This is a genomic window from Bacillus sp. jun7 (genome assembly GCF_051034795.1).
In the GTDB taxonomy this organism is placed as follows: Bacteria; Bacillota; Bacilli; order Bacillales; family Bacillaceae; genus Bacillus; species Bacillus velezensis.
Map to the genome: position 1 here is coordinate 3,498,040 of NZ_CP093219.1, position 18,619 is coordinate 3,516,658.

The window sequence follows — 18,619 nt, forward strand, 5'->3', positions numbered from 1 at the left end:
TAAAGGGGTGAGCCGTATGAAAGTAAGCACCAAAGACAAAATTATTAACGCCGCTGTCCAGCTGTTTAACCAAAAAGGTTATTCCGGCACGTCCGTCCGTGAAATCGCAAAGTCAGCTGATGTAAATGTTGCGCACATCTCCTACTATTTTAAAGGGAAAGGCGGATTAATGGAACATTTAGTTTCCGAGTTTTACGAAGGCTATACTGAAGCGCTGGAAAAAGCCGCCGTCAGTATGAACGGTGAAGACGCGCAGGAACGCATCCTGCGGGTGATTTTCGATATTTTATCCTATCAGCACGATAACCGTCAATTAACGCGGTTTGTGTACCGGGAAGTGACGATTGATTCCGTGCTTATCAGGGAAATTATGTCTACTTACTTAATGAAAGAAAAATATATTTTCCAGCTGGTGATTGAAGAAGGGCAGTCACGCCACAGACGGCTGACGCTGCCCGTGCCGCATTTTATTCTGCAGTTGAAATCCCTCTTGATGATGCCGTATCTTCAGCCTCAATACATTACGGAGGTGCTCTATATGCAGCCTCATGAACCGTACTTTTATAAAAGGTATTTTGAAGAGGTGAAGATCTGGATCGAAAGCGTGTTCCGACGGCCTGATGCGGCGCTTATGAAGTAATGATGCTTTTGTACGTTTCATAGGAACTGCCGACATCTTCCGCTTGATGGGCGTCCGACCCGAATATGAGCGGGATTTTTTTTTGCTTCGCCGTCTCAGCCATCCAATCCTCCATGTATACTTCCCCGGCAAACTTCTTTCTGAGCCCGGATGTATTCACATCCAGCTCCATTCCGTGTTCTTTCACGGCGTCAAGACAGCGGGCCGCAAGCTCTCTTATTTGAGGTGAAATGCTGTAAGGGAAAAGGCGTGCGAATTTTTTGACGAGCGTGATATGGCCGACCCGTTTTGGCTTAAAGGGGCCGAGAGGTGTTACAATGGAAGAATACACAGTTTCATAGTATTGTTCATATACGGCTTCAACGCTTCCGAAGTGCGCGGCAAGCTGCTGAAACGCGTGCTCGTCAAAATCGAGGCAGATATAAGACGGACCGGTCTTCAAAAAATGAACGGATAAAATGCCGTCATCCAGTGAGGGGCCGTACGTGTTCAGAAACGCCGCGGTTTCCTCTTCATACCCTGTGATAAAATCAGTTTCTAGCCCGGTCAGAATGCTGATTTGTCCATCGTATTCCTTTTTCAGCTGTGAAAGCCGCTCCAAATAAACCTCCATCTGTCTGAGATCCATCGCGCTGTCCTGAAGCGGTACGGGATCTTGAAATGACGGAGGAAGGGGGGCGTGCTCTGTAAATGTGATCGAGTCAAAGCCTCTTTCCAGGGCCTTTTCGACATATTCTTTCAGCGCATCCTTCGAGCCGTGAGGGCAAAAAGGCGTGTGGATATGAGCGTCTCGTTTTTCCATTTGTGTCACTCCATTAAAAAATTGCAGAATCCTGCCGAAATTATGCAAAAAGTTTTTGATTTCTGGTCAAAAAATGTTGGTTACATGGTATCATAATAACAATGAAAACGACAGATTTTCTCAATACATATATTGAAATCTTTCTGAATACATAAAACACCCTGACAGATTAAGAGAACAACAAGGGGGCTCATTATGGAGTTAGTCATCGGATTATTGGTTATACTGCTCGCGCTCTTTGCGGCGGGCTACTTTTTCAGGAAAAAAATTTATACGGAAATTGACCGGCTGGAGTCATGGAAGATTGAAATTTTAAACCGTTCGATAGTGGAAGAAATGTCCAAGATCAAACATCTGAAAATGACCGGAGAGACGGAAGAGTTCTTTGAAAGATGGCGCGAAGAGTGGGATGAAATTGTCACAGCCCATCTGCCGAAAGTAGAAGAGCTCCTTTATGATGCCGAAGAGAACGCCGACAAATACCGGTTCAAAAAAGCGAATCAGGTGCTTGTCCACATCGACGACCTCCTCACTGCAGCCGAATCAAATATAGAAGGCATACTGCGTGAGATCAGCGATCTTGTGACGAGCGAGGAAAAAAGCCGCGGAGAGATTGAAGAGGTGCGTGAGCGGTATTCAAAAGCGCGAAAAAACCTTCTGGCGTACAGCCATCTCTACGGAGAGCTATATAACAGCCTGGAGACGGATCTCGACGAAATCTGGAGCGGCATAAAAAAGTTCGAAGAAGAGACGGAAAGCGGCAATTACATCAAAGCGAGAAAAGTGCTGCTTGAACAGGACCGCAGACTGGATCAGCTTCAAACATACATAGATGACGTTCCGAAACTGCTCGCGGACTGTAAACAGACCGTGCCGAACCAAATTGCCAAGCTGAAAGACGGCTACCGGGAAATGACGGAAAAAGGCTACAAATTGGAGCATATTCAAATTGAAAAAGAGCTGGAGACACTCACAAATCAATTGAAACGGGCCGAAAGCGCGCTTTTGGAAGAATTAGATGTCGACGAAGCGTCCGCCATTCTTCAGCTGATTGATGAAACCATTCAATCAATGTATGAACAGCTGGAAGGAGAAGTGGAAGCCGGACAGTCCGTATTAAGCAAAATGCCTGAGCTGATCATCGCGTATGAGAAGCTTGAGGAAGAAAAAGACCGCACAAAAACCGAAACGGAGCTCGTCAAGGAAAGCTATCAGCTGACGGCGGGAGAAATCGGCAGACAGCATGCTTTCGAAAAACAGCTGGAAACGATCGGCCGGCTCCTTGAGCAGGCGAGAGAAAAGCTTGACGGCGAGCATGTCGCTTACTCGCTGCTGATTGAAGAAGTCGAGGCCATCGAAAAGCAGATGGAAGAGGCTCAGAAAGAACATGCCGAATACCGTGAAAATCTGCAGGCGCTCAGAAAAGAAGAACTGCAGGCGCGGGAAACGCTGATGAATCTTCGGAAAACCATTTCTGACACGGCCCGAATGCTGCAAAAAAGCAACGTGCCGGGAATTCCTGAACAAGTCAAGGACAAGCTCGAGACGGCAAATCATCATATAGAAGAAACCGTCAGCCAATTGGAAGAGCTGCCGTTAAACATGGAGGAAGCCGCCAAACATCTGACCGAAGCTGAAAAGGTGGTTGCGGAAGTCAGCGAAGAGGCGGAAGAACTTGTGATTCAGGTGAAGCTGATTGAGCGGATCATCCAGTACGGCAACCGCTTCCGAAGCCAGAATCATATTTTATCCGAACAGCTGAAAGAAGCGGAACGGCTGTTTTACGCTTACAGCTATAATGAAGCTTATGAGATGGCAGCAGCTGCTGTTGAAAAAGCAGCTCCCGGCGCCGTGAAAAAAATTAAAGCTGATCAATCTGCTTCATAGACGCACAAGCAAAAACTGCACCCTGATGGAAATCAGAGGTGCAGTTTTTTTGTTTCTCACGGAATATAAAAAGCGCCTATGGCTGATATACATCAAACCGCAGGCGCTGAATGTTACGATTTTGCTTTATTTAATTCGATGGGCGGGCTGATAAAAAACGTGATGATGCAGCCGATGATCGCTCCGGCAATGCCCGGAAGCACCCAGCCGATTCCCATGCTGTAAAGCGGAAGATTTGCGTTTAAGAATGAATCTAATGATCCGAGCGGAATGCCTGCTGCCTTCAAACCGTCCAGGATACTGAACAGTCCCGTTCCGATCAGGCAGGCGATATAGACTTCGCGTCTTTCCTTAAAGATTTTATCAATAAAGGAAAGGACGATAATGACAATCGCCAGCGGATAAATGGCTGATAAAATAGGAACTGAAAATGCAATAATCTCAGCAAGTCCGAAATTTGAAATCGCCAGACTGAACAGCGTGACAATCGTAACCACCATTTTGTATGATAAAGCGGGAATCAATTTTGAAAAATATTCGCCGCAAGATGTGACAAGCCCGATGCTTGTCGTTAAACACGCAACGGTGATGGCGGCGCCGAGAACGATGTTTCCCAGTGAACCGAACAGGTAATCAGATGAAGCTGATAAAATCTTTGCGCCTTCGCCGAGCGGCCCGACAGCGTCCGTGCTTGTCGCTCCCAGATAGGCCAAAGATAAATAAATGAATGTCAAACCCGCCGCTGCAATCAGACCCGCTTTAATACAAGCGGCCGCGAGCGCTTTACGCTGGGTGACGCCCCTGCTTTTAACAGCGTTGACGACAACGACGCCGAAGACGATTGAGGCGAGCGCATCCATTGTTTTATAGCCTTCCAAAAATCCTTTGAACACCGGCGTTCCGGAATATGCCTGATGTACGGCGCCCAGCCCGCCCATTGGAGTGACTATGGCTTTTACGACAATGATTAAAATGATACCGAATTTAATGGGAGTCAAAATCTTTCCGACTCTGTCCACGATTTTGGACGGGTTAAGAGCTAAATAATACGTAATAGAAAAAAAGATCAACGTGAAAACAAATAAAGATAATCTTTCCGGGATGCCGCTTAAAAACGGAACTGCACCGATTTCATATGAAACGGTTCCGGTTCTCGGAATCGCGAAAAGCGGCCCGATTGATAAATAAAGCACAACGGTGAAAATAGTGCCGAATACCGGGTGAGCTTTATCGGCAAGTCCTTTCGCGTCTTTGCCTGTTAATGCGATGGCGATAATACCCAAAAGCGGCAGTCCTACGCCGGTCAGTAAGAAACCGCCCATCGCTTTCCAGACATTATGCCCCGCCGCTTGCCCAAGCTCCGGCGGATATATCATATTTCCTGCCCCGAAAAAAAGTGCGAAGAGCATGAAACCGATAATAACGGTATCTTTGACAGGTAGTGAGTGTTTCATAAAAGTCCTCCTAAATACTATGTTGAAATATTCTGTCAATTAATTGTCAGATAATATAACAAAACGAACATTACTTATTATATGGCAATGTACAGAGAAGTCAATACTCGATTTATTGCAAATTTCTATTTACTTTTGTTATGGTAGCATAAATATCATACGATGTACCGTTTTCATAAAAGGAGTAAAAAAAATGATATATTTAGACAACAGTTCAACGACCGAGCCGTATGAAGAGGTTTTGGAAGTGTATAAACAGACGAGCAGCCGTTATTTCGGCAATCCTTCGTCTCTGCACCAGTTAGGAACTGAGACGGAACAGCTCCTTGAAGCGGCCGCTCAGCAAATAAAAAGAACCTTACGTTTAAAAAATTATGATATTGTATTTACATCAGGCGCGACTGAAGCGAATAACGCTGCGTTAAAGGGAGCGGCCTGGGCAAACATGAGTAAAGGAAGACATATCATTGCTTCGGCGATTGAGCATCCTTCTGTGACGGAGACGCTTGATCAGCTGACAGAGCTGTTCGGCTTTGAAGTCACATATCTTCCGGCCGATCAAAACGGCTTCGTTTCTTTGAAAGACGTCAAATCGGCTATCAGGCCGGATACGATAATCGTCAGCGTCATGCATGTCAATAACGAAGTCGGCTCCATTCAGCCCGTAAAGGAAATCGGCGGGTTTTTGAAGCAGCACCGGAATATTCTGTTTCATGTTGATCATGTGCAGGGCATTCATAAAGTTCCTCTGTCTATAGAAGAAGCGGGCATTGACCTTTGCACCGTTTCAGGGCATAAGTTTCACGGCTTAAAAGGGACCGGAGCGCTTATCGTCAAAAAAGGAACGCGGCTCATTCCGCTTATAACGGGCGGCTCGCAGCAAAAAGGCGTCCGGGCCGGAACAGAACACACGGCAGGCGCCGTTTCCCTTGCGAAAGCGATCAATCTTTCCGCGCGTGACATGAATGAGCGGCTTTCTTCCGTTGAGGCTGCCAAGAATGCGCTCGTGGAAAGGCTGAGCGGGACGGACGGGGTCGTCATCAACACTCCCGCCGAAAACAGCGCGCCGCATATCATTAATTTTTCCGTTCCGGGCGTGAAGGCGGAAGTGCTGCTGCACATGCTTGAGGAAAAAGGAATATATGTCTCCACAACCGCGGCATGTTCGGCAAGAGAGCACAAACCGAGCCGTGTTCTTCTGCAAATGAATAAAGGCGAACAGGTTGCATCAAGCAGCATCAGAGTCAGCCTGAACTTCAGCCATACGGCTGACATCACGGAGCCGTTTATGGCCGCGCTAGTGCCGGCTGTTCAAAAACTAAAAAAAATGATGAGGTAGCATATGAATTACGATCATATTTTAATCCGTTTTGGTGAAATATCCACAAAAGGAAAAAACAGACGCAGTTTTATTGAAAGATTAAAACAAAATATCCGCCTGGTATTAAAGGATTATAAAAAAGTAAAATACTTTTCAAACCGGGACCGGATGTCAATTACACTTAATGGAGAAAACCCGGAGGAAATTTGTTCCTTATTAAAGAATATATTCGGCATTCAAAGTTTCAGTCTCGCAATTAAATGCGAAAGCAAGCTGGAAGACATTAAAAAAACGGCTTTAGCCGCGATAGAAGGCGAATATAAACCGGGGAATACGTTTAAGGTCGAGACCAAACGGGCTTACAAGCAGTTTGAATTAGATACGAATGCGATGAACGCTGAAATCGGCGGCCATATTTTGAAAAACACGGATGGATTAACCGTCGATGTGAAAAATCCTGATATTCCGCTTCGGATTGAAATCAGGGAGGAAGCGACATTCCTGACCATTCGTAACGAAAAAGGCGCCGGAGGCCTTCCTGTCGGTTCCGCGGGTAAAGCGATGCTGATGCTTTCCGGCGGTTTTGACAGTCCGGTCGCCGGTTTTTACGCGATGAAACGGGGATTATCAGTTGAAGCCGTACATTTCTTCAGTCCGCCGTATACGAGCGAACGGGCAAAGCAGAAAGTCATGGATCTCGCGGGATGCCTCGCGAAGTTCGGCGGCAGTATGACACTTCATATCGTGCCGTTTACAAAGACGCAGGAACTCATTCAAAAACAAATCCCGGAAAACTATACGATGACGGCGACGCGGCGTCTTATGCTGCAAATCGCGGACAGAATCAGAGAAGAACGAAAAGCGCTCGCGATCATTACGGGGGAAAGCCTCGGGCAGGTAGCGAGCCAGACCCTTGAAAGCATGTATGCGATCAATGCCGTGACGGCAACACCGGTTTTGCGCCCTTTAATCGGAATGGACAAAACAGAAATCATCGAGAAATCAAAAGAAATCGGCACTTATGAAACAAGCATTCAGCCGTTTGAGGACTGCTGCACCATCTTTACGCCGCCAAGTCCGAAAACACGTCCGAAAAAAGAAAAAATCGAGCACTTCGAAAGCTTCGTTGATTTTGAACCGCTGATTGCAGAGGCCGCTGCCGGCATCGAAACCATCACTGTTTACTCAGAGCAGGAAGCTCACGATAAGTTTGCCGGCCTGTTTTAAAACTGTATACAATTACCAAAGTTTTTTTGAATGAAGACATGTGTTTTATCACATTCTATACTCACAAGGAGGTGATACACATGTCACAATCAAACAGCGGAAACAGCAACCAGCTTTTAGTGCCAGGCGCTGCTCAAGCTATCGACCAAATGAAGTACGAAATCGCTTCTGAATTCGGTGTAAACCTTGGACCGGAAACAACTTCTCGCGCCAACGGTTCTGTCGGTGGAGAAATCACAAAACGTCTTGTCTCTTTTGCTCAGCAAAGCATGGGCGGAAGCAGCCAGCAGCAGTTTTAATCACAATTTCACATAATGGCTAAGAGAGCGGGGAATTCCCCGCTCTTTTTTCATGAGTATAGATAGAAGCGGGAAGCAATTTATGCATATTTTTATTGTAATGGCCTATGTTTATGTATAATGGGGAAAGAAAGTGAGGAGTTGTTCGTGTTAAAACGAGAAGATTTAATCGCCCCAAAGAACTATAACCTTGTAAATGAAATCGAAAAGTTCAGCCGTTCCAAAGAGAAGAACGCGCTTATTTGGGAAGATCAAACAGGCGGCAAGAAAGTCTGGACGTATGAAAAATTGATGGAAGAAACGAATAAAATCGGAGCCCGCCTGAAAGGTCTCGGATTTGAAAAAGGCGATAAGCTGATTGTCATGGTTCCGAGAGTGCTTGAAGCGTATGCCGTTTATTTAGCGATCTTAAAAGCGGGGATGGTCGTCATTCCTTGCTCGGAAATGCTGCGCGCCAAAGACCTTGAATACCGGATCAAACACGCCGAAGTGAAAGGCGCTATCGTTTATCCTTCATTTATAAACGCATTTGACGAGGTGAATACCGAGCAGCTGGTGACATTGTCAATCGGTGAAAATGATGCCGGCTGGAAAAACCTCTTAACGATTGAAGCGGACGGAGACAGTTTTCAAACAGCTGATACAACAAGAGAGGACATGGCGTTTTTGTCCTATACTTCAGGCACGACCGGCCAGCCTAAAGGCGTTGTACATACACACGGCTGGGCCTTTGCCCATTTAAAAACATCAGCCGGTGCATGGCTGGATATTTCCGAAGACGATACAGTGTGGGCCACCGCGGCGCCCGGCTGGCAGAAATGGGTGTGGAGCCCGCTGCTCGCCGTTCTGGGAAGCGGCGCGACAGGATTCATTTATCACGGCAGATTCAACGCCAAGACGTATTTAGAGCTGCTGGAGCGCCATCAAGTAAATGTCTTCTGCTGTACCCCGACGGAATACCGCCTGATGGCAAAAGTGGAGGAGCTGAACAAATATGATCTTTCTGCTCTTCACAGCGCAGTTTCTGCGGGTGAGCCATTAAACCGGGAAGTCATTGACGTATTCCGGAAGCACTTCGGCATTAAAGTGAGAGACGGATACGGCCAAACGGAGAGCACCCTGTTAGTCGGCGTCCTGAAGGATATGGATATTAAGCCGGGAAGCATGGGCAAACCGACCCCCGGAAATCAAGTAGAGATTATAAACGATAAAGGCGAAATATGCGAAACAGGCGAAACGGGCGATATCGCCGTACATTTGAGCACACCGGCTTTATTCAAGGAATATTATAAAGATCCCGAAAGAACGAAAAAGCAGATTCGCGGAGATTACTTTCTTACAGGAGACCGCGCGAAAAAAGACGAGGACGGCTACTTTTGGTTTGAGAGCCGCAATGATGACATTATCGTCAGCTCCGGATATACAATCGGGCCTTTTGAAGTAGAGGACGCGCTCGTGAAGCATCCGGAAGTGAAAGAATGTGCAGTCGTGGCAAGCCCGGATGAAATCAGAGGTTCAATCGTAAAAGCTTATGTCGTTTTACAAGACGATGAAAAGCGCAGTGACGAACTTGTCAAAGAACTGCAAAACCACGTAAAAACAATTACGGCGCCTTACAAATATCCGAGAGAAATTGAATTTGTCGAAAGCCTGCCGAAAACGGCGTCCGCAAAAATCAGACGTGTGGAGCTGAGACAGCGTGAAGAACGGCTGAAGGCTGATAAAAAAGCATAATACAGGATAAAGGGTGAGCGGGGATGAAAGCGATTTGGCACGGCGGCACCATCTATACAATGCTTGACAAGAATCATGTCACTGAATCCGTTTATACCGAAGAAGGCGTCGTCAGGCAGACGGGCAGCTACCGGGAGCTCCAAGGAACATACGGTTCGCCTGATACGGAGGAAATCGATTTACATGGAGCTGTCATGTTCCCGGGGTTTACGGACAGTCATATGCATTTAATCGGACACGGGGAAAAACAGCTTCGCCTCGATTTGTCGCAGCTGACGTCAAAAGAAGCGATCCTGCGGGCCGCAAAAGAAGCAGAGCGTGAATTGGAAGATGGCGAATGGCTGATCGGCGAAGGCTGGGATGAAAACCTGTTTGAACGGCCGGATTACGTCACGAAGCATGACCTTGACCCGCTCTTTCCCGACCGCCCCGTCCTGCTGAAGCGGGTATGCCGGCACGCCGTTGCGGTTAATTCGGCCGCATTGCGCGAGGCGGGAATTACAACCGAAACACCTGATCCAAACGGCGGGATTATCGTCCGGGACGGCACCGGTCCGACAGGCCTTCTGCTGGATAAAGCCCAAGAGCTTGTGACACAGGCCCTGCCGCCCGTCTCACTTCACTATGTCAAACGCGCGCTTCAAACGGCGATTACGGACTGCTGGTCAAAAGGCCTGACAGGCGGGCATTCAGAAGATCTGGCATACTACGGAGACCCGTCCGTTCCCGTTGCCGCGTACGAGTCTTTAACCGGCAGCGGCCTTTATCCTTTTCGCGCCCATCTGCTCGTTCATCACGAAGCCGTCGACAGCTGGAGCGCTCTGGATAAATCGACCGGACCTTACCTGGAATACGGAGCGATGAAAATTTTTGCTGACGGCGCGCTCGGAGGCAGAACCGCTCTGTTGAAAAAGCCTTATCATGATGATCCGTCAGTTTCCGGCGTTCAGGTGCACGATGACGAGACCCTTGCCGCTCTTGTTTATAAAGCGAGAGAGAAAGGGATGGAGATCGCCGTGCACGCGATTGGCGACCTTGCATTTGAAAAGGTGCTCGATGTTATCGAAAGATACCCGGCAAAGCCCGGACAGCTAGACAGGCTCATTCATGCGCAAGTATTAGATGCCGGATTGATTGAAAGAGCCGCCCGGCTGCCGATCGGACTTGATCTTCAGCCGCATTTTGTGGCCAGTGACTTTCCGTGGGTGATTGACCGGCTCGGAGAAGAGCGGATGAAAACGGCTTTCGCCTGGAAAACACTGCTGTCAAAAGGGCTGCTGTGCGCCGGAGGCTCAGACGCCCCGATTGAGCCGGCCGATCCGCTTCTGGGCATTCAATCGGCTGTGCTCCGTACAAGCAAGCAGCATCCGGAAGGTCCGGCCTATTATGAAAAAGAGTGCCTGACCGTGTACGAAGCCATTCAGCTTTACACGGAGGGAAGCGCGGCCATCATCCATAAAGAACATAGCCGCGGACGGATCGCCCCCGGCTATGATGCCGACTTTACCGTACTCAGCGGTGATCCGTTCGGGACGGATCCGAAAAAGCTTCATGAATTGGAAGCTGTCAAAACCGTCGTCGGCGGCCGTATCGTATATGAAAAAGAGGACAGGCAGTGATGCCCGTCCTCTTTTTTTATGATAAAAATGATCGCTTTACTTTTTCCCAGAAAGAGTTGTCTTTCAGTTTCACCGTTTTGATTTTTTTATCGGATAGTGTAATCTCAACCTTTTTGACATTCCGCGTGCTGAGCGCTTCATTATCAAGCCCGATAATCGGATGCTCATTGCCGTCCTGGACCACCTGCAGTGTCAGCTTCCGGTCTGAGCTTAAAATAAACGGAGATCCGAGTGTACGGTATGTGTTGTTGTTCAACGACGCCAGTTCGGATACCTGCATGCAGGAAATCAAAGGATCAACAACGGCGCCTGAGACAGACTTATTGTAGGCGGTGCTGCCCGTCGGGGTGGAAATGATCATCCCGTCTCCTCTGAACGTCTCAAAATGAAGATCATCAATTAACACATCCATCACAAACGTTTTAATAATGCTTGAACGGATGGAAACCTCGTTTAAACAGTGAAAATGATTGCTGCCGTCCACCGTTACGTGAATGAGCGGGTATTTTCTGACCTCTAGCTGTTCCGCGGTCATGCTGGCCGCCATTTTTTCAGGCTCATCGCTGTGAAAATCACAGTACAAATGGGCTTTCCCTTTTTTAGCGATGCCGACATACAGGCAGTCATCACGGAATCCGGTTTTTCTGACGGCTTGCAGAAATGAGCCGTCGCTGCCGATGCTGGCGATAATACCGGCATCCTCCGGGTGAGCCGCAACTGTAAAACCGTGCGATTCAGCAAGCTGCTTCAAGGAGCTGACTTGTTCTTTTGTTTCGTTGTTTTGTTTGTGAAAAAAATAAACATTGCGGCGAAGATCGGTCATATCCCCATTCTCCTTTGCTGTCATATTTACGTTTTTCTCCCAGCAGGTATTGTGTTAAAATACCTGTGGCAATAGTGTAACATGTTTCCTGTTTATCCGTTAAGAGAAAGCGCTTCATGAAAAAAATGAATCTTTTTTTACGGGGGAACGTACGAATATTGACAGAAAAGGAGGAGAACAAATGAATGCAAAAAGATGGATTGCGCTCGTCATCGCGCTCGGCATTTTCGGCGTATCAGTCATTGCAAGTGTGACCGTCGGGGTGCTGAAGAATATCGGAGATACAGGGTCTGACTTTGCATCACTGACAGATGACACAGAGGAAGTGACGCTGGATAAGGGCAGCCCCGGCAGTAAAATCGCCGTGCTTGAAGTGGACGGCACGATTGAGGATAACGGCGGGTCCGCTGGCCTGCTCAGCTCAGGCGGGTATGATCACAGATCATTTTTAAAACAGGTTGAGCGTGCGAAAGAAGATAAAAGCGTCAAAGGAATTGTACTGAAAATCAATTCTCCCGGCGGAGGCGTTTACGAAAGCGCGGAAATACATAAAAAACTGGAAGAACTAAAGAAAGAAACGAAGAAACCGATTTATGTATCCATGGGCTCCATGGCGGCATCGGGAGGCTACTATATTTCAACGGCCGCCGATAAAATCTATGCTTCACCGGAAACGCTCACGGGTTCACTGGGCGTCATCATGGAAAGCGTCAATTATTCCAAGCTCGCCGATGAACTCGGCATCAAGTTTGAAACCATTAAAAGCGGCGCGCATAAAGACATCATGTCCCCGACCCGCGACATGACGAAGGAAGAAAGAAAGATCATGCAGACAATGGTCAACGATTCTTATGAAGGATTTGTCAATGTCATTTCAAAAGGCCGGCACATGTCAAAAGCGGATGTGAAAAAAATTGCCGACGGCCGTGTTTACGACGGCAGACAAGCGAAAAAAATCGGCCTCGTTGATGAGCTCGGTTTTTACGATGATACGATCAGCGCGATGAAAAAGGACCATAAAAATATGAAAAACGCTTCAGTCATCACATACGAGGAAGGATTCGGATTAGGCTCGCTCTTTTCCATGAGCGCAGCGAAAATGTTTAAAAGCGAAATTGATTTTCTGAATATGAAAGAACTCATTTCGCAATCCGGTTCGCCGCGGATGATGTATCTCTATGCAAAGTAGGGGGGAAGAAAGAATGGACGCGACTTACGAAGGCTTTCACGGCAAAGAAGAGGAAGCCGAACAACAGAAGGCGCCCGAGCAGGCATATGCGGGCTTTTGGATCAGGTTTTGGGCGTTTCTTCTTGATTGGCTGGTGGTCTGGGGACTTAACCATCTCATCGTTTCACCGATTTTCACGCTGATGAAGCTCCCGGCAACAAGCGGAATGTTTACAATCTCAGCTTATTCCGTCACAACTCTGATCGTCTACCTCGCCTATTTTGTGTTCATGACGAAATGGTTTCATCAGACACTCGGCAAAATGGTCTTCGGGTTAAAGGTCACTTCTTTGACGCCCGGAAAGCCGCTGACTTGGAGCACCGTCATTTTCAGAGAAGCGGTGGGGCGATATATCGATAAAATCTGGATTCTCTATATCGTCATTGCGTTTACGCCCAAAAAGCAGGGCATTCACGATTTGATCGCCGACACAACGGTGATTCACGAAGCGCTGTACCGCAAATAAAAGCAGTAAACCCGGAATAAACGTCCGGGTTTATTTTTTTGGGTTTTGGCGATAATGCTGCTAAGGAAGTGAAGCTTATGGGATATGCCGCAGCAGCTGTTATTCTCATTCTCATTTTGGTCTGGCTGCTCATGAGGATGAAAATCCATCTGACTTTCGAATATCTTCACGATAAAGATAACGACAAACTGACGTTTAAACTCTCGGCCTTATACGGGCTGGTCCGTTTTAAAAAAACGCTGCCCGTCATTAAAGTAAACAGCGAAGACGCGTCTATTGATGTCAAACAGGACACGAAATCAGAAATGAAAGGTCAGAAAAAAGAGAAGAAAAAAATCACATATGAAGATGTCAAACAGAGCATTCACAGAATAGAAATGATTCTGCACCAAGTCTTTCAGATGCGCCAAATCGCCGCCTCATTTCTTGCGGGAGTCCGTGTTACGAAGTTCGAATGGGTGACGGTTATCGGAATAAAAGACGCCGCCGTTACGGGAATCGCCGCCGGCGGATTGTGGGCCGTAAAGGGAGGCCTTACGGCGATGCTGTATGATCATCTGCGTTTCATACATAAACCGGTGTACGAAGTCATTCCGTCTTTTCAAGTGCCTGCATCCAAGACGCATTTGCAGTGTATATTCTTTTTTCGTTTTGGACATCTTATAGGTGCAGCTTTCAAATTGCTCAAATACGGGCGGAACGGACTTTCTATCATACGAAAGAAACAGCCGGTTCCGGTTGCTTCAAAGAATGATTCATCAGTTTAAGGAGGAGCGCATATGGCAGACCACCCCATTCAAGGTTTAATGAAAACCGCTATGGAAAATTTAAAAGAAATGATTGACGTGAATACAATCATCGGCGATCCTGTTGAAACGCCTGACGGCAGCGTAATCTTAACGGTTTCAAAGGTCGGATTCGGATTTGCGGCGGGCGGAAGCGAGTTTGGAGGAAAGCCGGCTGAAAAAAGAACCGATGATGAAAGAAAAGAGCAGAAGCTCCCGTTCGGCGGCGGAAGCGGCGGCGGAGTATCCATTACGCCGATTGCGTTTCTGATTGTCGGAACAAACGGCGTGCGTATGCTTCATTTAGACGAAAACACCCATCTGATTGATAAACTGTTAGACTCCGCGCCTCAAACGATTGAACGCATCCAGCATATGTTTAAAAAGAATGAAAAAGGCCGGAACCAAAAAAGAACGGATATCGATTTATAACAGAAAAGTTAACTGCCGCCCGCAGTTAGCTTTTTTTACGATGCGGCATAACCTTTGCAGTTTGCATAAAACTCGACTATGATAGAGCTATACATAGATAAAGGGAGGAATCAGAATGGCTGAAATTACATTTAAAGGCGGAGCCGTGACGCTGATCGGACAAGAAGTGAAACCGGGTGACCAAGCTCCTGACTTCACGGTTTTGACAAACGGATTAGAAGAGAAGACATTAGCAGATATGAAAGGGAAAGTAACGATCATATCCGTTATTCCTTCCATTGACACAGGCGTATGTGACGCGCAGACACGCCGCTTCAACGAAGAAGCCGCAAAACTCGGTGATGTGAACGTTTATACAATCAGCGCCGACCTTCCGTTTGCACAAGCGCGCTGGTGCGGAGCGAACGGAATTGATAAAGTGGAAACATTATCGGATCATAAAGAGATGTCATTTGGTGAAGCATTCGGTGTTCACATCAAAGAACTTCGTCTTTTGGCACGTTCCGTATTCGTCCTTGATCAGGACGGAAAAGTCGTTTACGCGGAATACGTAAGCGAAGCGACAAACCACCCGAATTATGAAAAGCCTATCGAAGCTGCAAAAGCGTTAATCAAGTAAAGAGAGAAAAAGAGCTCCGGGTGCTGCCGCGGAGCTCTTTTCATGGCAAGGAGGAAACAGCATGCAACACGACCATGTCGGTCAGATTTATGAACTTTTAGATGAAGCCGCTCAAGTGATAGCAGAAGGCCTTGAGATTTCTTATATTGAGGGGCTTGCGGAGGCGGGAGAGATGTATTTTCTTGAAACGACCGACCAGCTTCCGCTTCAGGAAAAGCACACCGGCGAGCTTAAAAGCCTGCTTGCGAAAGCAGACTTCAGAAAATGGGAGCATGAATGGATCCGCAAGGCGTTCCAGCTCGCCATTTTAAAAGGACTGAAAGATAAGTCCCATCCGAACAGACAGATGACGCCTGATACGATCGGCCTTTTCATCAGTTACCTCGTGAATAAATTTACGGGCGGCCGAAAAGACCTGACATTGCTGGACCCCGCCTGCGGCACCGGAAATCTTCTGCTGACCGCGGCAAACCAGCTTTCTGACAAAGCGGCAAAAAGCTTCGGCATTGAAATCGACGATGTCCTTCTGAAGATCGCTTATGCTCAGGCGAATCTGCAGGAAAAAGAAATGGAGCTGTTCTGCCAGGACAGTCTTCAGCCGTTATTTATCGAACCGGCCGATGCGGTTATCTGCGATTTGCCGGTCGGCTACTATCCGAATGACGAAGGCGCTGAAGCGTTTGAGCTGAAAGCGGATGAAGGCCACTCATTTGCTCACCACTTATTTATTGAGCAGAGCGTCAAACATACAAAACCGGGCGGATACTTATTTTTTATGATTCCGAACCATCTGTTTGACAGCGCGCAAAGCGATAAACTGAAGCGGTTTTTTGCGGAAAAAGTGTATATCAACGCCCTTCTCCAGCTGCCGGCTACGATGTTTAAAGACGAAGCGCAGGCAAAGAGCATTTTAATCTTGCAGAAAAAAGGCGAAGACACAAAGCCGCCGAAACAAGCGCTTTTGGCGAATCTTCCTTCTTTTGCGAACCAGCAGGCGATGCGGGAGATGATGGCAAAATTGGATCAATGGATTCAAAAAGAAAAATAATGACGAAAAAGCAGTGTGAGACGCAAAATCCCGCGCTGCTTTTCGCTTTTTAAAATGAATGGAAATCAGGGCGAAAACACAAATTAAGGAAAGAAAATAATATTCCGTAAGGCCGTGCCGTCCATTTGGCACAAATGAGATTTATCAGAAAATATCGACTTCGTGTTGTAAGCGGTACCAATGTGGATGTTGACTTGAAATGCTGGGTTGACAATGTTTAAATGGAAAAGTCAGATATTTTTTGGACCGCAGTTATGGTCTGGGAAAAAAGAACGAACAAACGAAGAAGAATTTTGATAGGAGCGTCATTTATGTCTAAAATTATTGCAATTAACGCAGGAAGCTCATCTTTAAAATTTCAGTTATTCGAAATGCCTTCAGAAAAGGTGCTAACAAAAGGTTTAGTAGAACGGATCGGTATCGCCGACAGCGTTTTCACTATCTCTGTTAACGGCGAAAAAAATACAGAAGTGACAGATATTCCGGATCATGCGGTTGCGGTGAAGATGCTGCTTCACAAGCTGACTGAATTCGGTATTATAAAGGATTTAAATGAAATTGACGGAATCGGCCACCGTGTGGTTCACGGCGGAGAAAAATTCAGCGATTCTGTTTTGCTTACGGATGAAACAATCCGTGAGATTGAAGAGATTTCAGAACTTGCGCCGCTTCATAATCCGGCTAACATCGTCGGCATTAAAGCCTTTAAAGAAGTGCTTCCGGATGTGCCTGCGGTTGCAGTGTTTGATACGGCGTTCCACCAAACGATGCCTGAGCAATCTTACCTGTACAGCCTTCCGTACGAATACTACGAGAAATACGGCATCCGCAAATACGGTTTCCACGGCACTTCTCATAAATACGTGACACAGCGCGCAGCTGAGCTTCTCGGCCGCCCGCTTGAAGATTTGCGTCTGATTTCCTGCCACCTCGGTAACGGCGCAAGTATTGCGGCCGTAGAAGGCGGAAAATCCATTGATACGTCAATGGGCTTCACACCGCTTGCGGGTGTTGCGATGGGAACACGTTCAGGAAACATCGACCCTGCATTGATCCCGTACATTATGGAAAAAACGGATCAGACGGCAGATGAAGTATTAAATACGTTAAATAAAAAGAGCGGACTGCTTGGCATATCCGGTTTCTCCAGCGACCTTCGCGATATCGTAGAAGCTTCAAAAGAAGGAAACGAAAGAGCGGAAACGGCTCTTGAAGTGTTTGCAAGCAGAATCCATAAATACATCGGTTCTTATGCTGCGAGAATGAGCGGCGTTGACGCGATTATTTTCACTGCGGGTATCGGTGAAAACAGCGTTGAAGTCAGAGAACGCGTGCTTCGCGGCTTAGAATTCATGGGTGTATATTGGGATCCTGCGCTGAACAACGTGCGCGGCGAGGAAGCGTTTATCAGCTACCCTCACTCTCCTGTCAAAGTCATCATCATTCCGACTGACGAAGAGGTCATGATCGCACGCGACGTTGTCCGCCTTGCACAGTAATGATCGAAAAAAGCACATCCTTTAGGGTGTGCTTTTTTATTGAATGCCCCAGAGTCAAACGTTACGATATGTTTAATACATAAACGATGAGGTGAAACAATGAGTGTGCATGAACATAAACAAGAAGCCCCGTCAGCCGTGCGCTGCAAGGTGGTTACAGTCAGCGACACGAGAACGAAAGAAACCGACAAAAGCGGGCGCGTCATGATGGATTTCATCAGAGAAGCAGGATTTGAAACGGTCGCTTATGACATTGTAAAAGATGAAAAAGATGAATTGCAGAAAGCCGTTTTATCCGGCTGTATGGATGAATATACAGATGCGGTGCTGTTAAACGGAGGGACGGGCATTGCCGAAAGGGATGTCACAATTGAAGCGGTCACGCCGCTGTTTTCAAAAGAACTCCCGGGATTCGGCGAGCTGTTCCGCATGCTGAGCTATACGGAGGACATCGGTTCCGCCGCCATTTTGTCCAGAGCGGCAGCGGGTGTGATCCGAAATACCGCAGTCTTCTGCACGCCCGGCTCCTCAGGCGCCGTAAAGCTTGCAATGAGTAAACTGATTATTCCTGAACTGCCTCATGTGCTCCGGGAAATCCGAAAAGATTTATAAATGTATAAAAAGGCTTTGCTCCGCTCAAAAAATTGGGTGGGGTTTTTTTTATAAAAGGCTTGAAAAAACAGAATTTACTTGTTACAGTGTATACATACAAAATGCATTTTTATTAATTAAAACT

The 18,619-nt window shown here is 47.1% G+C and carries 18 protein-coding genes; 15 read left to right on the forward strand and 3 right to left on the reverse strand.

Annotated features, from left to right (window positions below):
- Nucleotides 1–16: 16 nt before the first annotated feature.
- Entirely contained in the window at nt 17–640 is a 624-nt protein-coding gene (refZ, locus tag MJQ52_RS17395) for a forespore capture DNA-binding protein RefZ (RefSeq protein WP_007408038.1), read from the forward strand.
- On the opposite strand, the gene hisJ is transcribed toward refZ, so the two are convergent.
- Nucleotides 630–1,442: a histidinol-phosphatase HisJ gene (hisJ, locus tag MJQ52_RS17400; RefSeq protein WP_094247655.1), complete on the reverse strand. Its 813-nt coding sequence runs from the start codon at nt 1,440–1,442 to the stop codon at nt 630–632. The two genes, refZ and hisJ, sit on opposite strands and share 11 nt — an antisense overlap.
- Before the next feature lie 195 nt (nt 1,443–1,637).
- On the opposite strand from hisJ, the gene ezrA reads away from it, so the two are divergent.
- A complete protein-coding gene (ezrA, locus tag MJQ52_RS17405; RefSeq protein ID WP_094247656.1) occupies nt 1,638–3,329 on the forward strand; it encodes a septation ring formation regulator EzrA in 1,692 nt (563 codons plus the stop codon).
- 113 nt (nt 3,330–3,442) lie between these two features.
- On the opposite strand, the gene brnQ is transcribed toward ezrA, so the two are convergent.
- On the reverse strand, nt 3,443–4,783 hold the full coding sequence (gene brnQ / locus MJQ52_RS17410; protein ID WP_003152412.1) for a branched-chain amino acid transport system II carrier protein: 1,341 nt from the start codon (nt 4,781–4,783) through the stop codon (nt 3,443–3,445).
- Nucleotides 4,784–4,976: 193 nt separating this feature from the next.
- On the opposite strand from brnQ, the gene MJQ52_RS17415 reads away from it, so the two are divergent.
- The 5 genes from MJQ52_RS17415 to MJQ52_RS17435 all read left to right on the forward strand — a co-directional run bounded on the left by MJQ52_RS17415 (nt 4,977) and on the right by MJQ52_RS17435 (nt 10,983).
- Nucleotides 4,977–6,122 (forward strand): cysteine desulfurase family protein, encoded by a 1,146-nt coding sequence (locus MJQ52_RS17415; RefSeq protein ID WP_094247657.1) that lies wholly within the window; start codon nt 4,977–4,979, stop codon nt 6,120–6,122.
- A gap of 3 nt (nt 6,123–6,125) precedes the next feature.
- The gene (gene thiI, locus MJQ52_RS17420) at nt 6,126–7,331 is read left to right on the forward strand and encodes a tRNA uracil 4-sulfurtransferase ThiI (protein WP_032858466.1); all 1,206 of its coding nucleotides are present in this window, start codon (nt 6,126–6,128) and stop codon (nt 7,329–7,331) included.
- An 80-nt stretch (nt 7,332–7,411) separates the two neighbouring features.
- A complete protein-coding gene (locus MJQ52_RS17425; RefSeq protein WP_003152415.1) occupies nt 7,412–7,630 on the forward strand; it encodes an alpha/beta-type small acid-soluble spore protein in 219 nt (72 codons plus the stop codon).
- 147 nt (nt 7,631–7,777) lie between these two features.
- On the forward strand, nt 7,778–9,364 hold the full coding sequence (mbcS, locus tag MJQ52_RS17430) for an acyl-CoA synthetase MbcS (protein ID WP_094247658.1): 1,587 nt from the start codon (nt 7,778–7,780) through the stop codon (nt 9,362–9,364).
- Between the two features lie 23 nt (nt 9,365–9,387).
- On the forward strand, nt 9,388–10,983 hold the full coding sequence (locus MJQ52_RS17435; RefSeq protein WP_094247659.1) for an amidohydrolase: 1,596 nt from the start codon (nt 9,388–9,390) through the stop codon (nt 10,981–10,983).
- A 16-nt stretch (nt 10,984–10,999) separates the two neighbouring features.
- Here the strand turns inward: MJQ52_RS17435 and MJQ52_RS17440 are convergent, their stop codons facing one another.
- Nucleotides 11,000–11,806: an NAD kinase gene (locus MJQ52_RS17440; protein WP_003152418.1), complete on the reverse strand. Its 807-nt coding sequence runs from the start codon at nt 11,804–11,806 to the stop codon at nt 11,000–11,002.
- A 181-nt stretch (nt 11,807–11,987) separates the two neighbouring features.
- On the opposite strand from MJQ52_RS17440, the gene sppA reads away from it, so the two are divergent.
- The 8 genes from sppA to MJQ52_RS17480 all read left to right on the forward strand — a co-directional run bounded on the left by sppA (nt 11,988) and on the right by MJQ52_RS17480 (nt 18,495).
- A complete protein-coding gene (gene sppA, locus MJQ52_RS17445; RefSeq protein ID WP_003152419.1) occupies nt 11,988–12,995 on the forward strand; it encodes a signal peptide peptidase SppA in 1,008 nt (335 codons plus the stop codon).
- 13 nt (nt 12,996–13,008) lie between these two features.
- Nucleotides 13,009–13,500, forward strand: coding sequence for an RDD family protein (locus MJQ52_RS17450; protein WP_017418361.1), 492 nt, complete (start codon nt 13,009–13,011; stop codon nt 13,498–13,500).
- Between the two features lie 77 nt (nt 13,501–13,577).
- Entirely contained in the window at nt 13,578–14,267 is a 690-nt protein-coding gene (locus MJQ52_RS17455; protein WP_069473535.1) for a DUF2953 domain-containing protein, read from the forward strand.
- A gap of 12 nt (nt 14,268–14,279) precedes the next feature.
- Nucleotides 14,280–14,717, forward strand: coding sequence for a GerW family sporulation protein (gene ytfJ, locus MJQ52_RS17460; RefSeq protein WP_094247660.1), 438 nt, complete (start codon nt 14,280–14,282; stop codon nt 14,715–14,717).
- A gap of 115 nt (nt 14,718–14,832) precedes the next feature.
- Nucleotides 14,833–15,336 carry a thiol peroxidase gene (tpx, locus tag MJQ52_RS17465; RefSeq protein WP_007613091.1) on the forward strand — a complete coding sequence of 168 codons (504 nt, stop codon included), beginning with the start codon at nt 14,833–14,835 and terminating at the stop codon, nt 15,334–15,336.
- A 61-nt stretch (nt 15,337–15,397) separates the two neighbouring features.
- Nucleotides 15,398–16,384, forward strand: a complete 987-nt coding sequence (locus tag MJQ52_RS17470; RefSeq protein WP_070082206.1) for a class I SAM-dependent methyltransferase — start codon at nt 15,398–15,400, stop codon at nt 16,382–16,384.
- Nucleotides 16,385–16,695: 311 nt separating this feature from the next.
- Complete coding sequence (locus MJQ52_RS17475) at nt 16,696–17,883, forward strand: acetate kinase (protein ID WP_003152426.1); 1,188 nt, start codon at nt 16,696–16,698, stop codon at nt 17,881–17,883.
- Between the two features lie 99 nt (nt 17,884–17,982).
- Nucleotides 17,983–18,495 (forward strand): MogA/MoaB family molybdenum cofactor biosynthesis protein, encoded by a 513-nt coding sequence (locus MJQ52_RS17480; protein ID WP_094247661.1) that lies wholly within the window; start codon nt 17,983–17,985, stop codon nt 18,493–18,495.
- Nucleotides 18,496–18,619 lie beyond the last annotated feature (124 nt).